Source organism: Arthrobacter jinronghuae, from assembly GCF_025244825.1.
Classification (GTDB): domain Bacteria; phylum Actinomycetota; class Actinomycetes; order Actinomycetales; family Micrococcaceae; genus Arthrobacter_B; species Arthrobacter_B jinronghuae.
In genome coordinates, this window is sequence record NZ_CP104263.1 from 285,296 (window position 1) to 308,277 (window position 22,982).

A 22,982-nucleotide genomic window follows, 5' to 3' on the forward strand; every position below is an offset into this window, starting at 1 on the left:
CATCCAACCCGCTCACGGGGCCAAAGAAGAATAGTACCGTCATGCTACCTGTTCAACCTTGGTTCATCCCTCAGGAACGGGCTGGACACCTCCGCGAGTTATGTACGGGATCAGGCGGTCTCGTGGGTCACTCGGATGAGGATCTTGCCCGTGGTTCCGTCCTCAACGGCGTCGTGCGCAGCAGCGGTCTCCTCGAGGGGGAACCAAGTGAGGGGGAGTCCCGCGGACTCACCGACGGGCAGCGCGCCGTCCTGCAGTGCTGCGGTGATGTCCTCTGCCGCGGCGTGCTGGGCCTGTGTCCCGACCGTATATATAAGGACGCCCTGCCAGCGGACATTTTTCGCGAAGCTCGCAACGATCGGTGCCGTGAACTCTTCGCCGTTGTTGTTGGCGTAGTAGGCGATGCTGCCATGGTTGGCGATTACGTCCACATCGAGGGCCGCGTTTTGGGCGGGGGATACCTCGACAATGTGGTCGACGCCGTCCGGGGCGATTTCGCGGATGCGGTCTGCCTCGGCGTCGTCCGGGTAGCGGACAATGTGCTGCGCTCCGGCAGCGGTGGCGAGCTCGGCCTTCGCGTCGCTGCTGACCGTCGCGATTACGGTGGCGCCGGCCCAGACGGCGAACTGGATGGCGGCATGGCCGACGGCTCCGGCGCCGCCCTGAACCAGGACGGTGCGGCCGGCGAGGGCGCCCGGGGCGAGCCGGGCCGGGCCGTGTTCGTGGACGGTGAGGGCGCGGTGCGCGGTCATCGCGGGGACGCCGAGGCTGGCGGCGACGTCAAAACCAATGCCTTCCGGAAGCCGTACGGCCCGGTCGGCGGGGAGGACAGTGAATTCCTGCGCGGTCCCGGTCGGTCGGCCGTGGGCGGCGAGGTAGATCCACACCCGGTCGCCCACCTGAAGGCCGGTCACACCCTCGCCGACGGCGTCGACAACCCCGGCGCCGTCCTGGTTCGGCACTACTTCGGGGAAGGCCAGGCTGCTGCCGGCACGGGCCTTCCAGTCGGTGGGGTTCACGCCCGAAACGGCAACACGGACCCGCACTTCGCCGGCACCTGGGGCTGCGGCATCGCGGTCAACGAGGGAGAGGACGGACGAGGGGCCTGTGGCGGAGTACACGATTGCTTTCATGGGCGGTACAAGAAACCGAGGCGGAGTTCTATTCCCCGTCGCGGCCAATCGGGTCAGGTGCTCGCCTGCGGCAACTGCTGTTGGCCCCAATAACTGCGGGCATCCGGACCGACGGCATCGTAGTCATCGCTGCCGAGGAAGCGCTCCTGTGCGTAAGGGGTGTCATTGGCGACGGTGGCAGCGTAGACCTTCAAGTCCCTTCGCTTGCGGTGCAGTGCCCGGGGACGGGATTCGCGAACATAGATCCCCGCCAGGGCGACCGCCTTGCTGATCAGCATGCTGGAACCGTCGGCTGGGCCAGGACCGTTGTAGAGGACCCAGCCTGCGACGGTCAGAACCTCCTCCAGCACCTCTTGGGGCGCTTCCCACGCCCACTGTGCAGCAGCGTCCTCACCATACGAGAGCAGATCCGCAACGATGCTCACCCGCGACGTGCTCAGCGACATTCTTCCCCCATTTCCCCCGACCCCCGGGTGTTAACTCGGTTCTGCAAAGCGTTCTGCGAAGAGCCGGACCGCCCCCGCGGGGACGGTCCGGCTCTGTTTGGCGACGGTTACTACTTCTTGTCGTCCTTGTTTCCGTCGACGGCGTCCTTCGCCTTGTCTTTAGCCTGGTCAACCTTCTCCGGGTTGTCCTTGGCTGCGTCCTTTGCCTTATCTGCCATGCCGCCTAGATCTGCCATTGGATAATGCCTTCCCTCCGTGCGGTCCGGGGTCCATGCGGCCCCGGTTGGGTACACCCATCCTGCCCCACATTGGCAGGATGGAACCCGGGTGCAGGTGTTTTTTATTGGCTCTTTGCGGCGGGGCGGTGGTGTTGCGCCGCTAAGCCGGGCGTGCAGCGCTCCTGCTGTCGGATAAGCTACCTACCGCCGCGGCAAACATGCCGCGGAATCAGCCAGCTTTATGGGGGAAGCATGTCCGAGAACGTGGCGCAGGACGCCAACTACAATCCTTACGCAGGAGTCCAGCCGGTAGCACCCGGAAACGCACCTGCACGTCCGATGACGGTGGAGATGGCCTTCTGGCTGCTGCTGGCAGCAGCGGCCCTGGTGCTCATCCGGATTCCGGTGGGAATCATGGCCGTGAATAAGGATGACCATAAGTCCGAGATCGAAAGCTTCCTGGGCCCGGACAACGTTCCCATCTGGATCCGCAACGAAATCTCCGACTATGTCTGGGCAGGAGTCATCACCGCCGTCATCCTCGCGGCGATTGCCCTGCTGTCCCGGATGGGCTTTGGTTGGCCCCGGATAGTCCTTATCTTCGTGGTGATTTTCACCGCGCTGAACACGCGCGTGCAGTTCTTCGCGAGCGTCATCCCGGTGTACGAGACAGCCTGGGTGACGCTGGCATCCGTGCTCCTGTCGCTGGTCGCAACGGTGCTGCTGTTCCTGGTGCCGTCCGGGGCCTACTTCAAGTCGATGGGGCAGTACCGCAAAGGCAAGAAGGCCGTCCAGGCCTAGTCTCCACATGCGCACCCGCGCGGCCGGCAGCCCTGTTGGCTGACCGGCCGCCAGGGGCGCGACGTAGGCTGGGAACATGCGAAACGAAACTCTCTGGGAAGCAAAAAAGCGGCAGAATCCCGAGCATTCCGCCTGGTACATCTCGCGGTTCGAAGCCATGCGGGAGCAGGGCCAGGACCTCGACGGCGAAGCCCGGCTGATCGACGCGATGCTGCCGCGCGGAGCCCGGATCCTCGACGCCGGCTGCGGTCCCGGCCGGGTGGGCGGGGAACTGGCGCGGCGTGGTCACACCGTTGTCGGCGTCGACGTCGATCCGGAACTTATCGACGCCGCCCGGCACGACTTCCCGGACCTGCAGTGGTTCGTGGGGGACCTGGCCGAGCTGGACCTGCCCGCCGAGGGCGTTCCGGAACCGTTCGACGTGATTGTCTGCGCCGGCAACGTGATGACCTTCCTGGCACCGGGAACCGCCGTCGACGTCCTGACCCGGATGCGCGGGCACCTGGCAGCCGACGGCCGGATAGTTGTCGGGTTCGGCGGAAACCGCGGCTATGCGTTCCAGGCGTTCTTTGACGACGCCGCCGCAGCCGGGCTTGAGGTGCAGCAGCGGTTCTCCACGTGGGACCTGCGGCCGTTTACGCCCGAGTCGGACTTCCTGGTGGCGGTGCTGGGCCGCGCCTAAACCCGTTCCGACCCCGACGATGGAGAATAACGTCCATCAGCGAGTCGGCGGGAAGGCGGGGCATTGTGAATCTGGAAGAGGATCCGCAGCGGGCGTCACAACTATGCCTTGAGGCCCAGGCGCGTTTGACGCGTCGTGCCGCAGGCCTCTCAGACACGGACGTGCTGGCGCCGAGCCGCTTGCCCGGCTGGACAGTGGGTCATGTGCTGACCCATCTGGCGCGGAACGCCGATGCCCACGCCCGCCGGCTGTCCGGCGCCCTCGAAGGGCACGATGTTCCGAGGTATCCCGGCGGCGCCGAACAGCGCGCCCGGGAGATCGAGGAGGGGGCCGGCCGGGCTGCCGCAGAAACCATTGCGGATCTGAGCTCCAGCATGCTGCACCTCGAAAAGGTACTGAACCTTTCCGATGCTGCAGGATGGCCCAACGGGCACCTCATGGGCGACGACTCCTACGGTGTGGCTGCCTGTCCGGCGCATCGGCTCCGCGAAGTCGAGATGCATCACGTGGACCTGGGGCTCGGCTATACGCCAGCGGACTGGCCCGAGGAATACGTCGCGTGGGACCTGCCGGTGCTGCTTGCCACTGTTCCGGAACGGCTCGGGTCCCCTGCCAAGCAACGCAGCTTCATGGCGTGGCTGTCGGGCAGGGGACCGCTGGCTCCGGACACGAAGCTGGCGGACTGGTGAACCGGGCTCGGCGCGGGCGCCGGGACCTAGGCCGCGGCGTCCATGGTGCCGAGAATCCGCATCCTCAGGTCCTCCGGGCCCACATGCCGACTAATCAGGGACATGGCTGCGGGATCGGCGCCGCGCAGGATCCCGAGCAGGAGATGTTCGGTCCCGATGTAACCGTCTTTCCGGGCCGTTGATTCGCGCAGGCTGTTGGTCAGCACGGCTTTCGCACCGCTGCTGAAGGGCCGGTGCCCGCCTTTGAGGGAGTCGAACAGGCGACGGCGCCGCGGGGCGGAACCGGCCGCCGCGTCCAGGGCGCCTTCGCCGAATTGTGCGTCGATGGCGCGTCGCACTTCGTCCAGGTCGATACCGACGGATTCCAAGGCGGCGGCGTCGTCGTACCCGGAGTCCGCGCCCATGGCGCGAAGGTCCGCGCGCAGCTGCGCCGAGGTCAGTCCGGACTCGGCCAGCACGGATGCCAGTAGGGGAGTGGTGGCTTCAGCGGTGGACACGGTGCTGAGGAGTAGATGCACCGGAAGGATCTGCGTCGCCTCCAGGGTTTGGGCTTCTTCCTGTGCGGAGATGACGCTTTGACGGGCTTGCTGTGTAAACCGTTCAAACATGGCTCTACTTCGCTTTCCGGTTGTATTTCTGGTGCACTGCCTGCTTGCTGATGCCGAGCTGGTCCGCTATCGCCTGCCAGGACCAGCCCTGCGCCCGGGCGTTGGCAACCTGCACGGCCTCAAGCTGGTCGCGCAGTCTGCCGAGGGCGACGACGGCGCGCAGCCCGGTGGCCGGATCGGGACTCGCCGCCGCGGCGGCCAAGGGGGAATGGTCTTCCATGTCGTCAATCTAGGTTGACGCGCTGGGCGAGTCAAGGGGGTTAGCGGAACTGCTGGTGTCAGGGCAAATGACCGTGTGCTTCTTTTGGCGGGCTGCAATCGATCATGGTTACCTGCGTCCTGCGTCCTGCCATTCGCGTTCATTCTGGTGGGTCCGGTTGACGCCAGGGCAGCCCACCTAACCGGGGCTTCGCTGGCGTCGGTTTAGCTTGTGCGGGTTTGTTGATCGTGCCCGGCGATGCTGGAGCTGCGGGCAAGTAGTTGGGTGCGAAAGACGCGTATTCTGGTTTTTCTGACGGCTGTTTTCGGGCTGTTTTTCGGTCAGGAATGTCAGTGCGGGATGAAATCCTAAGATATGGATCAGCCTAGGAATACCGAACCACTCAGCGAAGAGCAGAGCGGTGAGAACCAGCGGCCGGCGGGGCGGGCTGGCGGCGGCGAGCAGCCCTGTCCTTCAGTCACTCTGGCTGTCTACCGGGCGGAACTGGCTGATACCTCCGCCGGCGGAGAGGCCGCGGCACGGCCCGACGACGACCCTACCGGACCTACTGGAGCTACCGACCCTGCGTCCGCCCGCTCTGACCCTTCCTTCCAGCCGGAACCCGCGGAGAATGCCGAGACCACTCCTGCCGACGGAGCTGAGAGTCCTGTCGGTGCCTTCCCAGACGGTTTCACCGGGACGCTGGCTTTGCAGAACCTTGAAGCCTTTGATGAAGCCATGGTTGGTGAGGCCTTGGTCCGGGTGGAGCATTTGATTTCCTGGGGGCAGGCGCAGCGGGCCCACCTATTGAACCGGATGGAGCAAATCTTCCGGGACAACTACTTCGACCCGTCGGAGCGGGACAATCCGGGGATCGCTTTCAGCCTCGCGGCGGCCGAAGGTGCAGCCATTCTGAATGTTCCGCAGGTGACCGGTCAGCGGCTGCTAAGCGAGGCCGGCCAGCTGTGCGGCACCCATACCGCCACCCTTTCCGGCTTGGAAGAGGGACGGTTTTCGTACCAGCATGCGCAGGTGGTCCTGGAACAGTGCCAGAACGTTCCCGCCTCGAAACTGCCAGCGTTCGAGGCGGACCTGTTGAAGGCGGCGGAGGGTCAGACGCGGGCGCAGTTCTCGGCCAAGGCCCGGCGGCTGCGCGAAAAGAAGTTCCCAGAGACCGTCAGCAAACGGCACCTGACCGCTTTCGAGCAGCGCATGGTCACCCTGGACCGGGAAGAGGACGGCATGTCCTGCCTCTCAGCCCACCTCCGGGCCGCGGAAGCGCAGCAGATCTATACCGCTCTCAGTACCGCCGCGCGGGGTGAGCAGGCGGGAGGGGATTCCCGCAGCACGGACCAGCTGCGTGCGGATATTCTGTCGCAGCTGCTGATGGGCGGCAGCCGGGGACTTTTCGCGACGGCCGGAACCCGAGGCGAGGCCGGAACCCGATACGCGACCGGAGTCCGACCCGGCACCGGCCACACCGGCCACAGAGGCCACACCGGCAATGACAATGGCGCAGCCGCCCGGTACGAGGGAAACCTCGGTTTTGACGGCGGCCCGGAAGGCAGTCCCAATATGGAAGGCAACCCCGATACAGAGGCCAGAGCGGACGTGGGATCAGGACCGGACGAGGGAATCGTCCCTCGGACCGAAATCATGGTCCTGATCAGCGCCGAAACCCTTTTCGGAGCCGACGACCAGCCCGCCGAGCTGCACGGCTACGGCCCCATCAGCGCCGAAGAAGCCCGCAGGCTCGCCCGCAACGCGGTCGGCTGGACTGGACTGGCCCAAGACCCGCACACCGGAGAAATCCTCGGGGTAGGACGGCGCCGAAAAGTCCCGGCAGGGCTTCGCCGCTGGCTCCGCGCCCGGGACGGAACCTGTAGGTTCCCCGGTTGCCGGGTCAGCACCGCGAACGCGGACATCGACCACACCGTCGATTGGGCGAAAGGCGGGGCTACGGACCACGGAAACCTGGAACACCTCTGCCGTCGGCACCATCGGTTCAAGACCCTGGGCTACTGGAACGCGTGCCAACCCGCGCCCGGGGTGATCGAGTGGACTTCGCCAACCGGACGGGTCTATCGGACCGAGCCCTTCTTGGAACTCGGTCCTCCGCCCCCGGCTGCCGAACAGGAAACGGACCCCCTCGATACCCGGCAGGCAATGGATTCCGGAGAGAAAGATGCCAGCCCAGCACCGATGCCGCCGTTCTAAGTACCGACCGGCGTCTAAGTGTCGTGACCGCTTGGAACGTGGTCACGGAGAAACTCGAGCATCACAGCCGCGAGCCGTTCCGGTGCTTCCGAAGCTACGTGCATCCAGAGCTACTTAGTGCCCCCACGGCGTCGGGCTGCACCGAAGCGACAGGTTCCGCAACCAAAACTGGCTTCCAGGATTGTTCCACCCCGCAGGACTACGTACCCTTCGCATACGCTGATTTTCCGCCTAATCCAACGGAGCGCCGAAGGGGTCACCATGAACGGTTCCACCACCCCGGATACGATCGTGCTGGTCCACGGGCTCTGGGTGACGCCCCGCAGCTGGGAAGGATGGAAAGCCCATTATGAGGCAAAGGGCTTCACCGTCGTGACGCCCGCTTATCCGGGCTTCGAGATAGAGGTTGAGGCACTGCGCGAAAACCCGGACGTGATCGCCGCGCTCACCGTACCGGAAACACTGGATTACCTCTCGGGCGTCATCGGGGACCTGCCCCGTCCGCCCATCATCATGGGCCACTCCTTCGGAGGGCTCCTGACCCAGATGCTGCTGGCCCGCGGTTTGGGGGTTGCCGGTGCTGCCATCAACTCGGCACCAACCGAAGGGGTGAGGGTTACCCCGCTGTCCCAGGCCCGCGCGCTCTTTCCCGCACTGAAGAACCCTGCCAACTTCCATAAAGCGGTGGGGTTCACCCCGGAGCAATGGCACTATGCCTTCACCAATACGCTGAGCCGGGAGGACTCCGACGCCGCCTACGAACGGTACGCTATTGCCGCTCCCGGAAACTGGGTGTGGGCGTACGGACTGCTTGCGAATTTTCAGCCGGGGCATCAGGAGACATGGGTGGATTACTCCACGGACAGGGCGCCGCTGCTGTTCATCGGAGGCAGCGAAGACCACATCATGCCCCCGTCGGTGAATAAATCCAACGCTAAACACTGGGCCAAATCGCCCGCCCTCACGGAGTATCACGAGTTTGACGGCCGAGCGCATTGGACCTGCGCCGAACCGGGGTGGGAAGAGGTGGCCGATTACGCGCTGGACTGGACCCTCGGCCACGCGCAACCGCAGCCGTCTGCTCTCTAGGACGGATCAGGCTAGGACGGACCAGGCTAGGACGGACCAGGCTAGGACGGACCAGGCTAGGACGGATCAGGCCTAAGCGCCTTGACAGAGCATGAGGCCCGATTTCTCGGGCCTCATGCTCTGTGATCAGCCCGCCGCGGAGCAGCCCGCCGCGGAGCAGCCATGCCTTGTGATCAGTCCGCGCTGATCTGGCGGCGGAAGGTGTCCCGACGGGTGTGGAGGTCCCAGAGGACACCTGCGAGAACGTCGGGGTCCTTTTCCGGATCACCCTCGATGATGCGGCCGCCGATGATGAGCTGCGATACGTGGATGCCCTCCTCGCCGAGGACCTCATTGAGGAGCTGGGCGTAGGCGGCCTGTCCGGCGAACGCCACCGAGGTTCCGGTGACCCCGCGTCCGGGCTTCACTGCTGATCCGCCGTTGACGAACAGGATGGTGCCTCGGTTTTCACCAAGGAACCGCATTCCGGGCAGCACCTGATGGACTGCGGCGACCGGCCCGTAGATGGAAAACTCAACAGGACCCTTGAGGTCCGCAACCGTCGTCTCAAGGACGGGCCGCATGAAGTCTTTCTGCGGAAGGGGGCTGTACTGCAGCACCTCTACGGGCCCGAGGGTTTCGGCTGCAGCCTCGAGGGCCGCGGCGATTGATTCCGGGTTGCGGACGTCGGCGGCGAAACCCCGGGCCGGAATCCCTGCCTTGCCGAGGTCTTCGGCAAGGGCATCCACCTTGGCCTGGCTTCGGGAGATCAGCGCAACGGAGAATCCCTCCGCACCGAAACGTCGAGCCACAGCGGCACCGAGGCCGCGTCCTGCACCAATGATCGCGATAGTAGTCATGGGCAAGCTAACTGGTTGGGGTGCCGAATAATTCCGGAGGTTTCCTGCCCGGCACGGGGTCCCGCGTACAGAAGGCGTACAAAAAAGGAACCGGTCCCGCTTTCACGGGGAGCCGGTTCCTTTTTCGCCAGGGATGGAGCCGCTTTAGCCGACGGGGGCTACCTCGGGGACCTTCAGCAGATCCTCCTTGGACGGACGGATCATGAAGTACCCGATCGGGGCAGCGAGGAACAGTGCGACGCCGGCCCAGATGAACGCCGTGGAGTAGCCGTTGACGAGCGCGTCGAGCTGCGCGGCAGGCTGGCCGCCGTTGCTGCTCATGTAGGAAGTGATGCCCGCCGTGTAAACGGCGGTGAACAGTGCGGTGCCGATGGACCCGCCGATCTGCTGGGTGGCGGATACAGCGGCGCTGGCAACACCGGCGTCGTGCTCGTCAATGCCGGCCAGGGCCACGTTCTGCAGCGGCACGAAGATCATTGCGAGGCCGAAGCCCAGCAGCGCCAGTCCGGGGAGGACCTCCAGGGCGTAGTTCCCCTCGACCGTGATGAAGGAGAGCCAGATCAGGCCGGCAGCGCCGACGATCGGCCCTACGGTCATGGGCAGGCGTACGCCGGTGCGCGGCAGGAACTTGGACAGCACGCCCGCGCCGACGGTGATGGCGATGGTCATGGGCAGTGACGCGAGGCCGGACTTCAGCGGCGAGTAGCCCAGGACAATCTGGAAGTAGAAGATCAGGAACAGGATGCCGCCCAGCAGGGCAGCGCCGGTCAGGGTGGAGGTCAGGAACGCGCCGCCGCGGACCCGGTTGGTCAGCACACGCAGGGGCAGCAGCGGGTTGGAGACGCGGCTTTCCACGAACACGAAGAGTGCCAGGATCAGCACGCCGGCGGCGAGGAAGGCAATGGTTTCAAAGCGTGCCCAGCCGTTTTCGGCCTCGGAGAATCCGTACACGAGCGAAGCCAGTCCGGCCACCACGAGAACGGCGCCAGGCAGGTCGTAGCGGGTGTTGCCGTGGGCCTTGCTCTCGCGGATCAGGGGCAGGCCGGCGGCCATGGCGACAATCGCGATGGGCACGTTGACCAGCAGGCACCAGTTCCAGCTGGCGTACTGCGTCAGGACGCCGCCAAGCAGCAGGCCGATGGCCGCGCCGCCGCCGCCAATGGCACCGTACACGGCGAAGGCCTTGATGCGGTCCTTGCCCGAGGGGAAGGTAATGGTCAGGATGGCGAGCGACGCCGGTGCGAGCAGTGCGGCGAAGGCGCCCTGCAGGCCGCGGGCCGTCAGGAGCATTTCGGTGCTTTCCGCGAAACCGCCGATGGCGGAAGCCACGGCAAAGCCGGCCATGCCCACCATGAACGTGCGCTTGCGGCCCCAGTAATCGGCGATGCGGCCGCCGAGCAGCAGCAGCGAGCCGAAGGCCAGTGCGTAGATGGTGACCACCCAGGTGCGGTCGCCGTCGGACATCCCCAGTTCGCTCTGCGCATCCGGCAGGGCGATGTTCACGATGGTGCCGTCCAGGACCACCATCAGCTGGGCCAGCGCCAGGACGGCCAGCAGCAGCCAGCGGTGCGGATGTGCCGAGTGGTCTACGGCGGCGGCCCGGGGCAGGCCGGAAGGGGTGGTGCGGTCCATGAAGGTGAAATCCTAATCGAACGAACTGGTTGGTTGGCTTAGATAGACTACAGGTATGAGAACCGACGGCGAAGCCACCCGGGCCAGGATCCTGGCTGCAGCACGAAAAGAGTTTGCACAGTATGGCTTGGCCGGTGCCCGGGTTGACCGTATTGCGGAAGAGGCACGCGCCAGCAAGGAACGCCTTTATGCGTATTTCGGCGGGAAGAGTGCGTTGTTCGCCGCAGTGCTGGCGGGAAACCTGCAGGAGACCACGGACAAGCTTCCACGGGATGCGCTGGATCTTCCCGGGTTCGTGGGTGCCCTCTACGACCACGCGGCGCAGCACCCCGAGCATCTGCGCATGCTGGACTGGGCCCGGCTCGAGGGTGCGCCGGAAGTGCTGGCGCCCTCCAGCCGCCCGGGGCCGACGTCCGCCGATATTGCCGCCGCCCAGGCGCAGGGGATCATTGATCCTGCCTGGGATCCGGATGACCTGATGACTCTGCTTTTTTCGCTGGCCACCGCATGGGCGCAGTCCCCGGAACTGCTCTACACCGGCAGGACCGAGGATTCCGACGCCGCCCGCGAACGACGCCGGCAGGCCGCCATCGCTGCGGCCTGCCGGCTTCTTGCGCCTCCAAAGGAGGAGGCAATACGGTCCTAGAGCTCGGTGCTCACCTTCCAGGAGGAGTGGATGGCACCGTGGATGTAGTTGACTGCACCGGCGTCGCCGACGACGTCGCAGGTGATGTCCGCGGCCCGCAGCTCGTCCGCCAGCGGTGAGGCCGACGTCGTGCCGTCCGCGTAGACCACCATGTCCGCGGGGGCGGAGAAGCTTTCCCCGCCCACGGTCCACTCGACGCTCTTCTCGGTGATCCGGGTGATCGAGGCGTTGCGGTGGATCTTCACGCCGTGCTTTTCGGATTCCTTGACCGCAGTCCAGCGGCGGGGCATGGCCAGCGGCAGGCCGAGCTGCTGCTTTTCATGCAGCAGCGTGACCCGGCGGCCGCGCTCGGCGAGGAACTCGGACAGCTCCAGGCCCACGAGGGAACCCCCTATCACCACCACGTCCTTACCCATCGGCAGCCAGACCTTGGTGAACTGGCGGACAAACTCCGGGCTCTTGGTCACGCCGGAGAGGCGGCCGAGCTTGCCCAGGGTGCTCAGCACCGCGCCGGCTTCCTCAGCGGTGGCGGTGCCGAGCATCATGGCACGCAGCGTGTCGCCGGTCTGTACGATCGGCAGGTCGCCGCCGGGGAAGTCCGGCTTGGGACGGACAGCGCCGGTGGCCACGATCACGTGGTCCGGGTGCAGGGCGCGGATGGACTCCACCGTGGCCGGGGTGTTCAGCTTGACCGCAATGTTCAGCCGCTTAATTTCGGCCTTGAACCACTTCAGCAGGCGTTCGTTGTCCGGCGTGGTCATGGTGGAGAACCACATGGTGCCGCCGAGGCGGTCCGACTTGTCCACCACGGTGACCCGGTGGCCGCGCTCGGTCAGGACGCGGGCGCTTTCCAGGCCCGCGGGGCCGGCGCCGACAACCACTACATGCTTGGTCGCGGACGCAGGCTTCAGCGGCAGCAGCGCCTCGTTGCCCAGTGCGGGGTTGACCGCGCAGAACGGGGTGTCGTCGAAGAAGTTCTCCGCGACGCAGAGGTAGCAGTTGATGCAGGGGCGGACCTGGTCGAACTTGCCGTCGCGCAGCTTGTTCGGCAGTTCCGGGTCGGCCAGCAGCTGGCGTCCCATGGCGGCGAAGTCGATCTGTCCGGCGGCCAGTGCCTTCTCGGAGACCTCCGGCAGCATCCGGCCGACGGCGATCACCGGAACCTTGACGTGCTTCTTGATCTCCGCGGCGTTCTTCAGGTAGGCACCCACTTTGTTGGGCAGCGGACCGTCGGTGAAGTTGTCGAACGGGTTGCGTCCCCAGCCGGTGACGTGGATGGCGTCAGCCCCGGCCTGTTCGAACAGCTTGGATGCCTCGATCGCCTCGTCGAGGGTCAGGCCGCCCTCCTGACCGTATTCCTCGCCGGCAACGCGGACCAGGACGGCCAGACGGTCGCCCACCCGCTTCTTCACGGCGCTGATGACCTCGCAGGCGAGCCGGGCCCGGTTTTCCAGGGAGCCGCCGTATTCATCCGTGCGCAGGTTGTCCCGCTGGTTAAGGAAGACGCCGAGGATGTAGCCGTGAGCTACGTGGATTTCGATGGCGTCGGCGTCGGCTTTGGCAACGCGTTCGGCGGCGTCGGCCCAGGTGGAGACCAGCCAGGAAATGTCTTCGGCCGTCATCTCGTGGTACGCGGTCTGCTTGCCGGCGGTGGCGGCACCCATCTTGCCGAGCTCTTCGCGGGTGCTGTCCGCGAGGGCGGACATGTCATAGGTGTAGTCCGGCTGGTTGGGTGCGAGCACCGGACGGTCGTTGGCGACGTCCACGCGGGCAACCTTGCCGTGGTGCGTGGACTGGATGCAGAGCTTGCTGCCGGCGGCGTGGACGGCGTCGGCCAGTGCCTTCAGGCCGGGAATGTACTTGTCATCCGACAATCCCGGTTCCTTCATGGACGCAGCGCCGTGCGGGAACGCGATGGCGCAGGCACCGGTGATGATCAGGCCGGCGCCTCCCGCGGCACGGGCCACGTAGTGGTCGATTTCGGGCTGTTCAATCTCGCCGTGCTCGGAGACATTCATGTCCATTGCCGGCAGGACGATTCGGTTGTGCGTTTCCATGGGGCCCATGCGCCCCGGGGCCATGAGGTGCGGGAAAGATTTGGTATTCACAGGGGTATTTTAGCCCGGTTGTGTACACCGTAAACGCACGGCCCGGCGGGCATGGGGCGGCGGGCCGCTGCCGGTCAGGTGCGGCTCGCCCGAGGCGCTCCAATGCCCGGGTCAATCCGGAACGGTCCGGCGGCGGACGGGCGGACATCGAAGTCGAAAATGGACGTCGGGATGTACACGGTGGAACACGAGTTCGGGATGTCCACCACGCCGGACAGGCGGCCCTCGATGGGCGCGGCCCCGAGCAGCAGATAGGCCTGTTCCGGACTGTAGCCGAACTTTGTCAGGTAGTCGATCGCGTGCAGGCAGGCCCGCTGGTAGGACAGGTGCGAGTCAAGGTAGCGCTGCTCGCCGTCGAGCGTCACCGACGTGCCCGAAAATGCGATCCACTCACTGAACTGCGGATCCACGTTGCCCGGCATAAAGACCGCATTCTCGGAGACACCGTAGGTCTCCATGCCGCCCTTGATGACGTCCACCCGGAGATCGATGAAGCCGCCCATCTCAATGGCACCGCAGAAGGTGATTTCGCCGTCGCCCTGGGAGAAGTGCAGGTCACCGACCGAAAGGTTCGCGCCGTCGACGAACACGGGGTACAAGATCCGGCTGCCCTTGGACAGGTTCTTGATGTCCTGGTTTCCGCCGTTCTCCCGCGGCGGCGCGGTACGGGCGGCTTCTGCGCCCACCCGTTCCCACTGGTCCCGGGGCAGGCCCCCGAGGACGGCGTGCTCGGACTCCGGCGGCAGTGCCAGCGGTGGAACGCGGTGCGGGTCGGTGGCGATCAGGTCCCCTTCCCGCCGGTTCCACTTGGCGAGCAGGTCCGACGACCGCGCGGTTCCCATCAGTCCGGGATGGATCAACCCCGTGAAGGAGACGCCGGGAACGTGCCGGGAGGTGGCGGTCTGGCCGGTGAAGTCCCAGACGGCCTTATAGGCGTCGGGGAACTGATCGGTGAGGAACCCGCCGCCGTTCTCGCGGGCGAAGATTCCCGTGTAACCCCAGCCCTGTCCCGCCAGCGGGCCGGAGTCCTCCTGCGGAATAGGGCCGACGTCGAGAATGTCCACCACCAGCAGGTCACCGGGACGGGCACCTTCCACAGCGAACGGGCCGCTGAGCTTGTGCACTGTCAGCAGCGGAGCGTTGAGGATGTCTTCGGCGGAATCGTCGTTGACGATGGCTCCGTCGAACCACTCGCGGCAGTCCACCCGGAAAGCCTCGCCGGGCCGCAGCACCGCAACCGGAGGTATTTCGGGATGCCACCGGTTGTGCCCCAGCTTTTCCTGGTCCTCAAACTTCCTGGCGGAATCAAGTGGAAAGACGGCCTTGGGCATGGCTTCTCCTCTAACGGGGCGGACTCGTGGCGGGTTTAGTCGGGGCGGGGCAGCTTTCGGTGGAGCGGATTGGTGGTGTTTCTGCCGGCCGGGCGGGTGCCGGGACCGGGGGAGCGGACGACGTCGGGCTCCGAGGCGCTGCGCTCGGTGGACTCGATCAGGCGGTACGCACTGGAGGAAGCGTGCGAGAGGTTGGGCGCAGTGAAGCGTCGCCGGGCGGGCGCCCCGCAGTCGGGGCAAGGGAGGGAAGCGGGCGCGGAGCCCATGCTCAGCCGGACCTCGAAGTCCGGGCAGATCGACCCTGCCGAACCACCGGCAGCACAGCGGTAGGCGTAGAGCGGCATGTCGAAAGCCTTTCGATTCCACGCGGGAGCGTCATGGACTGGAAATAGCGGTGCCGCTCCGGCTTGCCCGACAGCCTAGGGACGGGACCGGTGCGAGTCAACGGTAGGTGCGCGATGGCGATATTCGACCGGCTGGAATTGTTTCCGGGAATTATCAGAATGAATTATAAAGGGATATCAGCATTAGGACTTTCGCTATTTCTATCGATTGCATCGGTGAGTAAAGCGCAATGCTTTCGTGGCGCAGCGCTCTCCGTGGAGCATGGTTCGAGCCCTTGCGCTCGATTGGTCCTGCCGCGGCATTAGTGCTATGTGGGCGTTTCTGCGATTGATCGAGAGGGCACCGTTGCAATCCGTTATTTACTGTAATTGGCGCTTTATGCCATAAAGTTTAGCGTTATGAATTCCGACTCTTCACCCCCAGGGCACGCCGCAGGCACCACCGACGGTTCAAGCGGGCCCGGGTTGCCGATGCGCAGACCCGCCGGCCGCCCAGTTGAACGTGTGAAAAAAGCGCTGCGTACTGCTGCTTCCGCCCCGGCTCTTAGCCTCCATCCCGGGCTGGTCCCGGGCATCAGCGTTGAGGACACCGGGGTCAGCTATCCGACCCGGCGCGGTGTGTTCATTTTTGCCATGGCCATCTCTCTCGCCGTTCTGGCGTGGGCGATTTTTGCCCCCGGCAACCTGAGTTCCGTGGGCACCGGCATGCAGGGCTGGGTGGTTGTGCATTTCGGCTGGCTGTTTAACGCCACCATGGTTGCAGCCGCGATCTTCATGCTGGTGGTCGGCTTCGGTCCGACCGGCAAGATCCGGCTGGGGGCCGACGACAGCACGCCGGAGTACTCCACGGCGTCCTGGATCTCCATGCTGTTCGCAGCTGGTCTGGGCATCGCGCTGATCTTCTACGGGCCGATGGAACCGCTCAGCCATTTCCTCTCCCCGCCGCCCTCGACTGATGCCGAGGCCGGCACCTCCGCCGCCATCCTGCCGGCCATGGCGACCACCTTCCTGCACCAGGCCAGTCTCGCCTGGGTCATCTACGCCCTGGTGGGCGGCGCCCTGGCCTACGCCTCGTTCCGGCGAGGCCGGTTGCCGCTGATATCGTCGCTGTTTGAACCGGTCTTCCCCGACGGCAACAACCGGGTACTGGGAAAGATCATCGATGTTTCCGCCGTGCTGGTGACACTGTTCGGCACCGCGACCTCGCTGGGCATCGGCGCGCTCCAGATCCGCACCGGAGTCTCGATCATCACGGGCCAGGAGCTGGGCAACAGCTTCGTCGTCGTCGCCATCAGCCTCCTGACGGTAGTCTTCACCATTTCCGCGGTCGCCGGCATCAAGAAGGGCATCCGGCTGCTCTCCAACCTCAACATGACCCTGGTCATTCTGCTGACGCTCTTTGTCCTGCTGACCGGGCCGACGTTCTTCCTGCTCGATCTGCTGCCGGCCTCGCTCATCGCGTTTGTCGGCAACCTGCCGGACATGCTGACCGTCTTCGCCGGCCAGGGCGCCGAGCAGGAGGCCTTCCTGACCGGCTGGACCACCCTGTACTGGGCCTGGTGGATCTCCTGGTCGCCGTTCGTGGGAATGTTCATCGCCAAGATCTCCAAGGGCCGCACCCTGCGCCAGTTCGTCACCGTCGTCGTCTTCGTTCCCTTGACCATCTCCATCTGCTGGTACACGGTCTTCGGCGGCACCGCCATCTGGATGAACCGGAACGGGCAGGACCTGGCCGTGAAGGGCAGCGGAGAGAACGTCATGTTCGATCTGCTGGCCAACCTGCCGTTCAGCTCGGTGACGCCCATCGTGTGCATGCTCGCGATTCTGGTCTTCTTTGTCACCGCCGCGGACTCGGCCGCCAACGTCATGGGCTCGATGTCCCAGTCGGGCCGGCCCGTGCCCTCGAAATCGGTGACCATCATCTGGTCGGCGGCACTCGGGCTGATCGCTATGTTCCTGCTGCTGGCCGGGGGCCGCAACGCCCTTTCGGGACTCCAGGCCATCATGGTGACCTGTGCCCTGCCGTTCACCATCATCCTCGTCGGCGTGATGGTCTCCTGGGCCAAGGACCTCCGCAACGACCCGCTGATGATCCGGCGCCGGTATGCGCTGGAGGCCATCAGCGGCGGCGTGCGCCGCGGTATCGACGAGCACGGAGACGACTTCGTCTTCGGCACCGCGCACGTGCCGGAGGCTGAAGGCGCCGGCGCCGACTTTGAGAGCGACGATCCCGCCCTCACCGAGTGGTACACGGACAACGTGCAGGACCCGGACGTCGTGGAGGGCCCGGAGGAGGAACACTCGGGCAAGGCGAAAGCCGGCGCCGTCGACTAGCGCTCTTGCCTGGTTACTTCCCCACAAGCTCCGGATGGTGCAGCTTGGCCACCTGCGGGTGCGCCCGCAGCCAGCCCTTCAGGACATTGGCGCCGTAGGACGCCAGCATGGGGTTGTCCGGATCATCGGAAATACCGCGGGACTGCGCGGCCAGCTCGGCGGGAAGCTGCACGGGGTCGATCACCGTGTCCAGCCGCGGAGACCAGAAGAAGGGAATGGCGTAGCGGTCCACTCCGGGCGCCGGCGCCAGGACACGGTGGATGGTGGCGGAAAGGTAGCCCTGGGTGGCTACCTCGAGCATTTCGCCCAGGTTCACCACCAGTGCGCCGGGGATGGGTTCCACCGGAAGCCAGGTATCGGACTCGTGCGGCTTCACTTCCAGGCCGCCCACCGAATCCTGCAGCAGCAGGGTGATGAAGCCGTAGTCGGCGTGGGCGCCCACGCCCTGGGTGCCGGCTTCCTTCACGACGCCGCCCACATAGTGGATGAGCTTGGCCATCCAGGCGGGGGTGTCCTCGAAGGGTTCGGTGAAGTGGTCCTCGGGCAGTTCCAGGGACACTGCGATGGCGCTGAGCAGCTCCGCACCCACCCAGCTCATGGCCTCCGCCCAGTCCATGGCGGTGGAGCGCAGTTCGGGCAGCACCTCGTCCGGGAACTGGTTGGGCCCCTGGACCAGCCAGTACGGCTGGTCCGCAGGATAGTCCGCTACGGGTGCGCGTTCCGGACCGAAGTCCACCTGCTCACGGGCATCGGGGCGGCCCTTGGTGATTTCGGTGCCGAGCCGGGTGTAGCCGCGGAAGTGCGGGGAATTGCGGTTGTCCAGGGCCAGCCGGTCCTCGAGCGGCAGGTCGAAGAACCGCTTCGTGACGTCGAACAGCTCCTCCACCCGGGCCTGCGCGGCGCCGTAGCCGACCAGCTGGAAGAAGCCGATCCGGTGCGTGGCGTCACGCAGTTGGTCGATGAACTCGGGATTGAAGGAGCCGTCGGCATCGCGTGCCGTGCTCAGGTCCAGGACGGGAATTGACTCGGGAATAGCACTCATAGCGGCAAGCTATCACCGGGCCTGTCAAGTTCGAACCAAATATTACGAAGTGCTAGGAATCACGTCCCCGTGTTTCCTGCGAGTAGGCACGGAAGCCGGAATTGGGTATTCCGCTCGGAGATGGGATGCAATGGAAGCAGACCAATCGAAAGGGAGCTCCGTGGAGGACAACGCCTTGTATGACAACTCGTACGACAATACGAACGACACCTTGTACGACATCCCCCTGACCATGCTGGACGGCGCCGAAACCACCTTCGGAGAGCTGTTCCGCGGCAAGGCCGTGCTGGTGGTGAACGTTGCCTCGCGCTGCGGTTTTACCTCCCAGTACGAGGGGCTGCAGGCCCTCTACGAAACCTACGAGCACCGGAACTTCACCATCCTCGGCGTGCCCAGCAACTCCTTCGCCGGGCAGGAACCGGGCACCAACGAAGAGATTGCCGAGTTCTGTTCGCGGAACTTCGGCGTCACCTTCCCGCTGACCGCCAAGGCCGAGGTCAACGGACCGAACCGGCACCCGCTCTACGCAGCCCTGACCCGGTTCCATGACGGCGAACTGGGCGACGATATCGGCTGGAACTTCGAGAAGTTTCTCATCACCGACAGCGGCGAGATTGTGGGCCGCTTCGCGTCCAAGATTGCGCCCGGGGCACCGGAAATCCAGGAATCCGTAGAAGCGGTCCTGCGCCTGGAGTAAGGCTCCGTCGCCGGGGGAGTGCTAGACGACGACGGCGTCGTCCGCTGCTTCCCCGGCAGCCATCGCCACCCAGCGCTCAAAGTAGGCTGCACCGGCGTCGTCGTGGATCAGGGACCCGGCCGTCAGCACCGGATAAGGCGTGGACGGGACCCCGTCCGCCGGCCGCACGTCCACGTGCGCGACGTCGTACCCCAGTGCGTGCAGTTCGTCGGCCATGGCGTAATCGGTGCGCGAATCGCCGACCGTCCGCCAGATCTGCGGAACCGGCGTGCCGTCCGCTTCGAGCAGGGACAGCGCGCGCCGGGCGCCCAGATCCTTGCCCACTCCCATGGCTTCGATGTCGGTGGAGATGATGGTGGGATCAATGCGGAAGGCAACGGCTCCACGGGCGTCCGGGATGGCATGCTCCAAACGCCGGCCGCCCATTCCGGCCAGTGACATCTGTTCCAGTGCGTCCGCGTCGAAGCGGCGCTGGTCCGTGAGGTAGTCCGAGTTGTCCACCTGCAGGTGCTGCTCCACGGAGACCATGGCCAGCTTGGTTTCGTCGAAGAACATGGTCTCGGAGTACTTGGCGGCCACCAGGTCGCGGATGGCCTCGGCGTAGTCTCCGGGGACCTTCAGTTCGGGGTCCACCTGGGGCTGGTCCGAGCCGGTCCCGTCGAAGGAGAACCAGACGGCGCCCTTTTCACACACGGCGTGTAGCCGCACCCCCTCCGGCAGTCCCGCTGCCATCATCGGCTGCATGACCTGTTCGCGGATGAAGGCATCGGAACGGCCCGTATTGAAAATGACCGGCCAGCCTGCTGATGCCAGCGTAACCAGGTCCCGGATGATGGAGGGGCGGACGCTCCGGGAGACGGGGCTGGCCACGGGGCCGTCGACGTCGAGCAGGAGACCGATTCGGGGAGCAGAGGTGTTCACCTCCCCAGTATCCCGTGTCCGCGCCGGGTACCGCATTTTCGTGTCTCGGGCGCAATCAGCGGCCTAATCGGGGCTTTTGCCTGCGGCGCGCCCGAGCACCGCTGTTTCTTTGGGTGCGGATGTTATCTACTCTGTACTAGTGATCTTCAAAGCTGTTGGCGACGTACGCCCCTACCCTGACCATGGATACGTAACACCGAAGGACTGGGCAGCGGTACCTCCCCGGCAGGTTCGCCTGGATGAACTGGTGACCACGAAGGCCACACTGGACCTCGGCGCGCTGCTGGCCGAGGATTCCACCTTTTTCGGAGACCTGTTCCCGCACGTCGTCCAATGGAAGGGCACCATGTACCTTGAAGACGGATTGCACCGGGCCGTAAGGACGGCGTTGCACCAGCGGACCATACTGCACGCACGCGTGCTGGTCCTCGATGACTAAAGAGCCCCCTGAGGGGCGGCACCGCGGCAACCCTGCGAAGAGTGATCCAAGGGAATGGCACGGGCACCGGATCATCACCGGAGGCGACCTCGGTGCGGTATTTGCACCGACCGACGAACCGGAGGTGGTCCGGCGTGCGAGACGGCGCCGGCGGCTGCATAATTCAGTGGTCGGGTTCCTGGCGTTGCTGCTCGTGCTGGCGGTGATCCTGGCGCAGGGATTGATTTCGGGGTGGGTACGGCTGCCCAGTGCAGCACCCAGTACCTCTGCGGGTCCGGTGGACGAATGTCCGGCCGGGCCTTTTCCGTATCTGGACCCCGCCACCGTGACGGTCAATGTCTACAACGCGACGGCATCGCCGGGCCTGGGCGGAACCGTCGGAAACGCCCTGAACGAGCGCGGCTTCCGGGTGGACCGGGTAGGCAACAGCAGCGTGAACCGTTCCGGCATGACCGCGCTGGTGCTTTCCGGACCCTCCGGCCTCGCCGCCGCGTACACGCTGCAGCAGCACATTCCCGGCACGGACTACGTCCTGGACGAGCGGACGGACGCATCGGTGGACGTGGTGATTGGCTCCGGATTCCAGGAACTTCTCCCGGCGGAACAGGCAGTAGCCGCGGGACCGGGTGCGCTGAGTTGTCCAGGCACTTCGACGCCGGACGGGCAGTAACGCGGTGGGCCTGCCGCACAGTGAAACACGCGGGTTTCGACACCGGCAGGAACCGGCGGAGGTGCAGCTGGCCGTCCGGCGGCTGGACGCAGTGGACCTCGGGGCCGCGGCCAGCCTGGGAACCGCCGTACAGGCACGGGCGAAGGGATTCCATCACGAGGAGGACCGCCGTCGTTTCCTTGCCGGGCGGCTGGCCGCCCGGTCCCTGGTGGCCGGGTACCTGCAGGCACCTGAGGACACGGTGACCGCGGTGGCGCACTGTCCTGACTGTTTGCACGGCAATGACGGAAGCCACGGGGAGCCGCGCTATTTCATTGCGGGCAGGCCCATCCCGCTCAAAGTCAGTTTCAGCCGTTCCGGGAACTGGCTCGCGGCGGCGCTCGCCCGGACGCGCGTGGGGGTGGACCTGGAAGACTCCGCAGCAAAGGCGTTCGCTGATACGGCGGTGGAGGACGTGATGGCCACCGGTGCGGAAAGGGCAGCCATCGCCGCCGTGGCGGTTCCGGACCGCCCCCGCCTGCGGGCGCAGATCTGGGTACGGAAGGAGGCCCTGCTGAAGGCGTCAGGCCAAGGGCTCCGGGTTGATCCGCGCAGTGTGGAAACCGGTTCCGACGAACGGGTGCGGGAAAAGGGCCTCGGATTCAGCGGGCTGCGCGCGTACGACGTCGAGCCAGAGCAGTTCGGACTGCCAGCCTCCTTTGCGCTGTCCTACGCCGTGGACGCGAGGGAGGCGGACGGGTTGGCTTAGGGGCCCCGGTGGGCGGAACGGGTGTCCGGGTGCCGCCGAAGGACGGACTCCCGCGCGGCAGCGGCGCCCCGGGAGACGAGTTTCTCCAACGGCCCCTGCTTTCCCGCAAGCTGCCAAATCACGGCGAAGATTACGAATACGGTGATTTGCAGCCAGAGGGAGAATTCCGGGAGGTCGACCAGTGCTCCGGTGCCGAGGAAAAGCAGATGGGCGCAGTAGAGGGTAAGCGTCATCCGGCCGGGCGCGGACAGGAGGAGCAACGCCTTGCCTGCAAAGCGTGAGACCAGCAGCATGGCCCCGAGCACGCCGGCGGCAACTCCTATGGTGTGCAGCAGATCGAACGGTGTGGTGGTGTGCGGCGCGGCAATGGACAGCCACCACCAAGAGCTGGTGGGAAGGTACTCTTCGGTGCCCCACACCAGGATTTCCTGGAGATCACCTGTTCTTAGATCCGGCTCCGATGCCAGCAACCGGTCAAACCCGGGACCGGCGAGCAGCAGCTGGGAGCCGAGCCAGGCAGCCGCGGCAAGTGCCGCGCCGAACCCCAGCAACCCCAGCTGCACGCTGGGCCGATCCAGGCTCATCCTGCCGATAGCGAGCCCGGCGGCAATGTAGGCCAGCCACGGAATGGCGGGGTAGGTTCCGGTGAGCAAAAGCTGACTCAGGAAGACACCGGGTTCGGTGAGCACGGTAGTGAACGTGGGGTCGAACCCGGGCTCGGGGAGGTAATCCCGCAGGCCCTGCATCAGGATAGGTCCCAGCAGTGCGAACCCCGCGGCGGCGACGAGCAGGGTCCGGGTCGATACTCCCAGCAGCGGGATTGCCAGCAGGAACATGGCACCGTAGTACGCCAGGATGATGAAGGCGTCCATGTCCACGTAGGCGATGGCCAAGCCTAGGGTGGTGACCAGTCCTGCCCTTGCAGCCACGCTCCACCGGGCCGCAACCAGGAAATGTCCGCCTTCCGTCCTTGCCCTACGGGTGGTGAAGGCCAACGTAACCCCGGCCAGAAGAGCAAAGAGCGCTGCCGCCTTGCCGGCGAACAGCAGCCACGTCAGGGTCGGCTCGCCGTCTTCGCTAACGGCAGACAGGACATGGATCGCCATCATCCCGAAAAGCGCCAGCCCCCGCGCAGCGTCCACTCCGGAC

The 22,982-nt window shown here is 65.6% G+C and carries 23 protein-coding genes; 11 read left to right on the forward strand and 12 right to left on the reverse strand.

Annotation, left to right across the window (positions count from 1 at the left end; translation table 11 throughout):
• Positions 1 to 110: 110 nt before the first annotated feature.
• Together N2K98_RS01430 and N2K98_RS01435 are read right to left on the reverse strand one after the other, a co-directional pair.
• Positions 111 to 1,133, reverse strand: coding sequence for an NADPH:quinone reductase (locus tag N2K98_RS01430; RefSeq protein ID WP_255866481.1), 1,023 nt, complete (start codon positions 1,131 to 1,133; stop codon positions 111 to 113).
• 53 nt (positions 1,134 to 1,186) lie between these two features.
• Positions 1,187 to 1,579: a hypothetical protein gene (locus tag N2K98_RS01435; protein WP_255866480.1), complete on the reverse strand. Its 393-nt coding sequence runs from the start codon at positions 1,577 to 1,579 to the stop codon at positions 1,187 to 1,189.
• A gap of 470 nt (positions 1,580 to 2,049) precedes the next feature.
• On the opposite strand from N2K98_RS01435, the gene N2K98_RS01440 reads away from it, so the two are divergent.
• From N2K98_RS01440 to N2K98_RS01450, 3 genes are all read left to right on the forward strand, one after another.
• A complete protein-coding gene (locus N2K98_RS01440) occupies positions 2,050 to 2,598 on the forward strand; it encodes a hypothetical protein (RefSeq protein WP_255866479.1) in 549 nt (182 codons plus the stop codon).
• A gap of 76 nt (positions 2,599 to 2,674) precedes the next feature.
• Positions 2,675 to 3,280: a class I SAM-dependent methyltransferase gene (locus N2K98_RS01445; protein ID WP_255866478.1), complete on the forward strand. Its 606-nt coding sequence runs from the start codon at positions 2,675 to 2,677 to the stop codon at positions 3,278 to 3,280.
• 65 nt (positions 3,281 to 3,345) lie between these two features.
• Positions 3,346 to 3,969 (forward strand): maleylpyruvate isomerase family mycothiol-dependent enzyme, encoded by a 624-nt coding sequence (locus tag N2K98_RS01450; protein ID WP_255866477.1) that lies wholly within the window; start codon positions 3,346 to 3,348, stop codon positions 3,967 to 3,969.
• Between the two features lie 26 nt (positions 3,970 to 3,995).
• Here the strand turns inward: N2K98_RS01450 and N2K98_RS01455 are convergent, their stop codons facing one another.
• Positions 3,996 to 4,577: a Clp protease N-terminal domain-containing protein gene (locus N2K98_RS01455; RefSeq protein WP_255866476.1), complete on the reverse strand. Its 582-nt coding sequence runs from the start codon at positions 4,575 to 4,577 to the stop codon at positions 3,996 to 3,998.
• 4 nt (positions 4,578 to 4,581) lie between these two features.
• A complete protein-coding gene (locus N2K98_RS01460; RefSeq protein ID WP_146363983.1) occupies positions 4,582 to 4,797 on the reverse strand; it encodes a helix-turn-helix domain-containing protein in 216 nt (71 codons plus the stop codon).
• 354 nt (positions 4,798 to 5,151) lie between these two features.
• On the opposite strand from N2K98_RS01460, the gene N2K98_RS01465 reads away from it, so the two are divergent.
• Positions 5,152 to 6,993, forward strand: a complete 1,842-nt coding sequence (locus N2K98_RS01465; RefSeq protein ID WP_260553862.1) for an HNH endonuclease — start codon at positions 5,152 to 5,154, stop codon at positions 6,991 to 6,993.
• A gap of 261 nt (positions 6,994 to 7,254) precedes the next feature.
• Positions 7,255 to 8,082 carry an alpha/beta hydrolase gene (locus tag N2K98_RS01470; protein ID WP_255798734.1) on the forward strand — a complete coding sequence of 276 codons (828 nt, stop codon included), beginning with the start codon at positions 7,255 to 7,257 and terminating at the stop codon, positions 8,080 to 8,082.
• A 173-nt stretch (positions 8,083 to 8,255) separates the two neighbouring features.
• On the opposite strand, the gene N2K98_RS01475 is transcribed toward N2K98_RS01470, so the two are convergent.
• Entirely contained in the window at positions 8,256 to 8,921 is a 666-nt protein-coding gene (locus N2K98_RS01475) for an SDR family NAD(P)-dependent oxidoreductase (RefSeq protein WP_255866386.1), read from the reverse strand.
• A 144-nt stretch (positions 8,922 to 9,065) separates the two neighbouring features.
• Entirely contained in the window at positions 9,066 to 10,553 is a 1,488-nt protein-coding gene (locus N2K98_RS01480; protein ID WP_255866385.1) for an MFS transporter, read from the reverse strand.
• Between the two features lie 55 nt (positions 10,554 to 10,608).
• Between N2K98_RS01480 and N2K98_RS01485 the strand changes: the two genes are divergently transcribed.
• Positions 10,609 to 11,199, forward strand: a complete 591-nt coding sequence (locus N2K98_RS01485) for a TetR/AcrR family transcriptional regulator (protein WP_255866384.1) — start codon at positions 10,609 to 10,611, stop codon at positions 11,197 to 11,199.
• On the opposite strand, the gene N2K98_RS01490 is transcribed toward N2K98_RS01485, so the two are convergent.
• The 3 genes from N2K98_RS01490 to N2K98_RS01500 all read right to left on the reverse strand — a co-directional run bounded on the left by N2K98_RS01490 (position 11,196) and on the right by N2K98_RS01500 (position 14,982).
• Positions 11,196 to 13,307, reverse strand: coding sequence for an NAD(P)/FAD-dependent oxidoreductase (locus tag N2K98_RS01490; protein ID WP_255866383.1), 2,112 nt, complete (start codon positions 13,305 to 13,307; stop codon positions 11,196 to 11,198). The two genes, N2K98_RS01485 and N2K98_RS01490, sit on opposite strands and share 4 nt — an antisense overlap.
• A 74-nt stretch (positions 13,308 to 13,381) precedes the next feature.
• Entirely contained in the window at positions 13,382 to 14,638 is a 1,257-nt protein-coding gene (gene fmdA, locus N2K98_RS01495; protein WP_255866382.1) for a formamidase, read from the reverse strand.
• A gap of 35 nt (positions 14,639 to 14,673) precedes the next feature.
• Positions 14,674 to 14,982, reverse strand: a complete 309-nt coding sequence (locus tag N2K98_RS01500) for an FmdB family zinc ribbon protein (RefSeq protein WP_255798740.1) — start codon at positions 14,980 to 14,982, stop codon at positions 14,674 to 14,676.
• Positions 14,983 to 15,486: 504 nt separating this feature from the next.
• Between N2K98_RS01500 and N2K98_RS01505 the strand changes: the two genes are divergently transcribed.
• Positions 15,487 to 17,316, forward strand: coding sequence for a BCCT family transporter (locus N2K98_RS01505; RefSeq protein ID WP_255866381.1), 1,830 nt, complete (start codon positions 15,487 to 15,489; stop codon positions 17,314 to 17,316).
• Between the two features lie 13 nt (positions 17,317 to 17,329).
• Here N2K98_RS01505 and N2K98_RS01510 read toward each other — a convergent pair whose 3' ends face one another.
• Positions 17,330 to 18,358, reverse strand: a complete 1,029-nt coding sequence (locus N2K98_RS01510) for an isopenicillin N synthase family dioxygenase (protein WP_255798741.1) — start codon at positions 18,356 to 18,358, stop codon at positions 17,330 to 17,332.
• Positions 18,359 to 18,518: 160 nt separating this feature from the next.
• On the opposite strand from N2K98_RS01510, the gene N2K98_RS01515 reads away from it, so the two are divergent.
• Positions 18,519 to 19,055, forward strand: a complete 537-nt coding sequence (locus N2K98_RS01515) for a glutathione peroxidase (RefSeq protein WP_255866380.1) — start codon at positions 18,519 to 18,521, stop codon at positions 19,053 to 19,055.
• Between the two features lie 21 nt (positions 19,056 to 19,076).
• On the opposite strand, the gene N2K98_RS01520 is transcribed toward N2K98_RS01515, so the two are convergent.
• Positions 19,077 to 20,012 carry a Cof-type HAD-IIB family hydrolase gene (locus N2K98_RS01520; RefSeq protein WP_255866379.1) on the reverse strand — a complete coding sequence of 312 codons (936 nt, stop codon included), beginning with the start codon at positions 20,010 to 20,012 and terminating at the stop codon, positions 19,077 to 19,079.
• Positions 20,013 to 20,115: 103 nt separating this feature from the next.
• Between N2K98_RS01520 and N2K98_RS01525 the strand changes: the two genes are divergently transcribed.
• The 3 genes from N2K98_RS01525 (at position 20,116) to N2K98_RS01535 (ending at position 21,833) form a co-directional block, all read left to right on the forward strand.
• A complete protein-coding gene (locus tag N2K98_RS01525) occupies positions 20,116 to 20,415 on the forward strand; it encodes a type II toxin-antitoxin system VapB family antitoxin (protein WP_227904874.1) in 300 nt (99 codons plus the stop codon).
• Positions 20,408 to 21,085, forward strand: a complete 678-nt coding sequence (locus N2K98_RS01530) for a LytR C-terminal domain-containing protein (RefSeq protein ID WP_255866378.1) — start codon at positions 20,408 to 20,410, stop codon at positions 21,083 to 21,085. The genes N2K98_RS01525 and N2K98_RS01530 overlap by 8 nt, the downstream gene beginning before the upstream one ends.
• Before the next feature lie 61 nt (positions 21,086 to 21,146).
• Positions 21,147 to 21,833, forward strand: a complete 687-nt coding sequence (locus N2K98_RS01535) for a 4'-phosphopantetheinyl transferase family protein (protein WP_255866377.1) — start codon at positions 21,147 to 21,149, stop codon at positions 21,831 to 21,833.
• Here N2K98_RS01535 and N2K98_RS01540 read toward each other — a convergent pair.
• Positions 21,830 to 22,975 carry a heparan-alpha-glucosaminide N-acetyltransferase domain-containing protein gene (locus N2K98_RS01540; RefSeq protein ID WP_255870096.1) on the reverse strand — a complete coding sequence of 382 codons (1,146 nt, stop codon included), beginning with the start codon at positions 22,973 to 22,975 and terminating at the stop codon, positions 21,830 to 21,832. The genes N2K98_RS01535 and N2K98_RS01540 overlap by 4 nt on opposite strands.
• Positions 22,976 to 22,982: the final 7 nt, after the last annotated feature.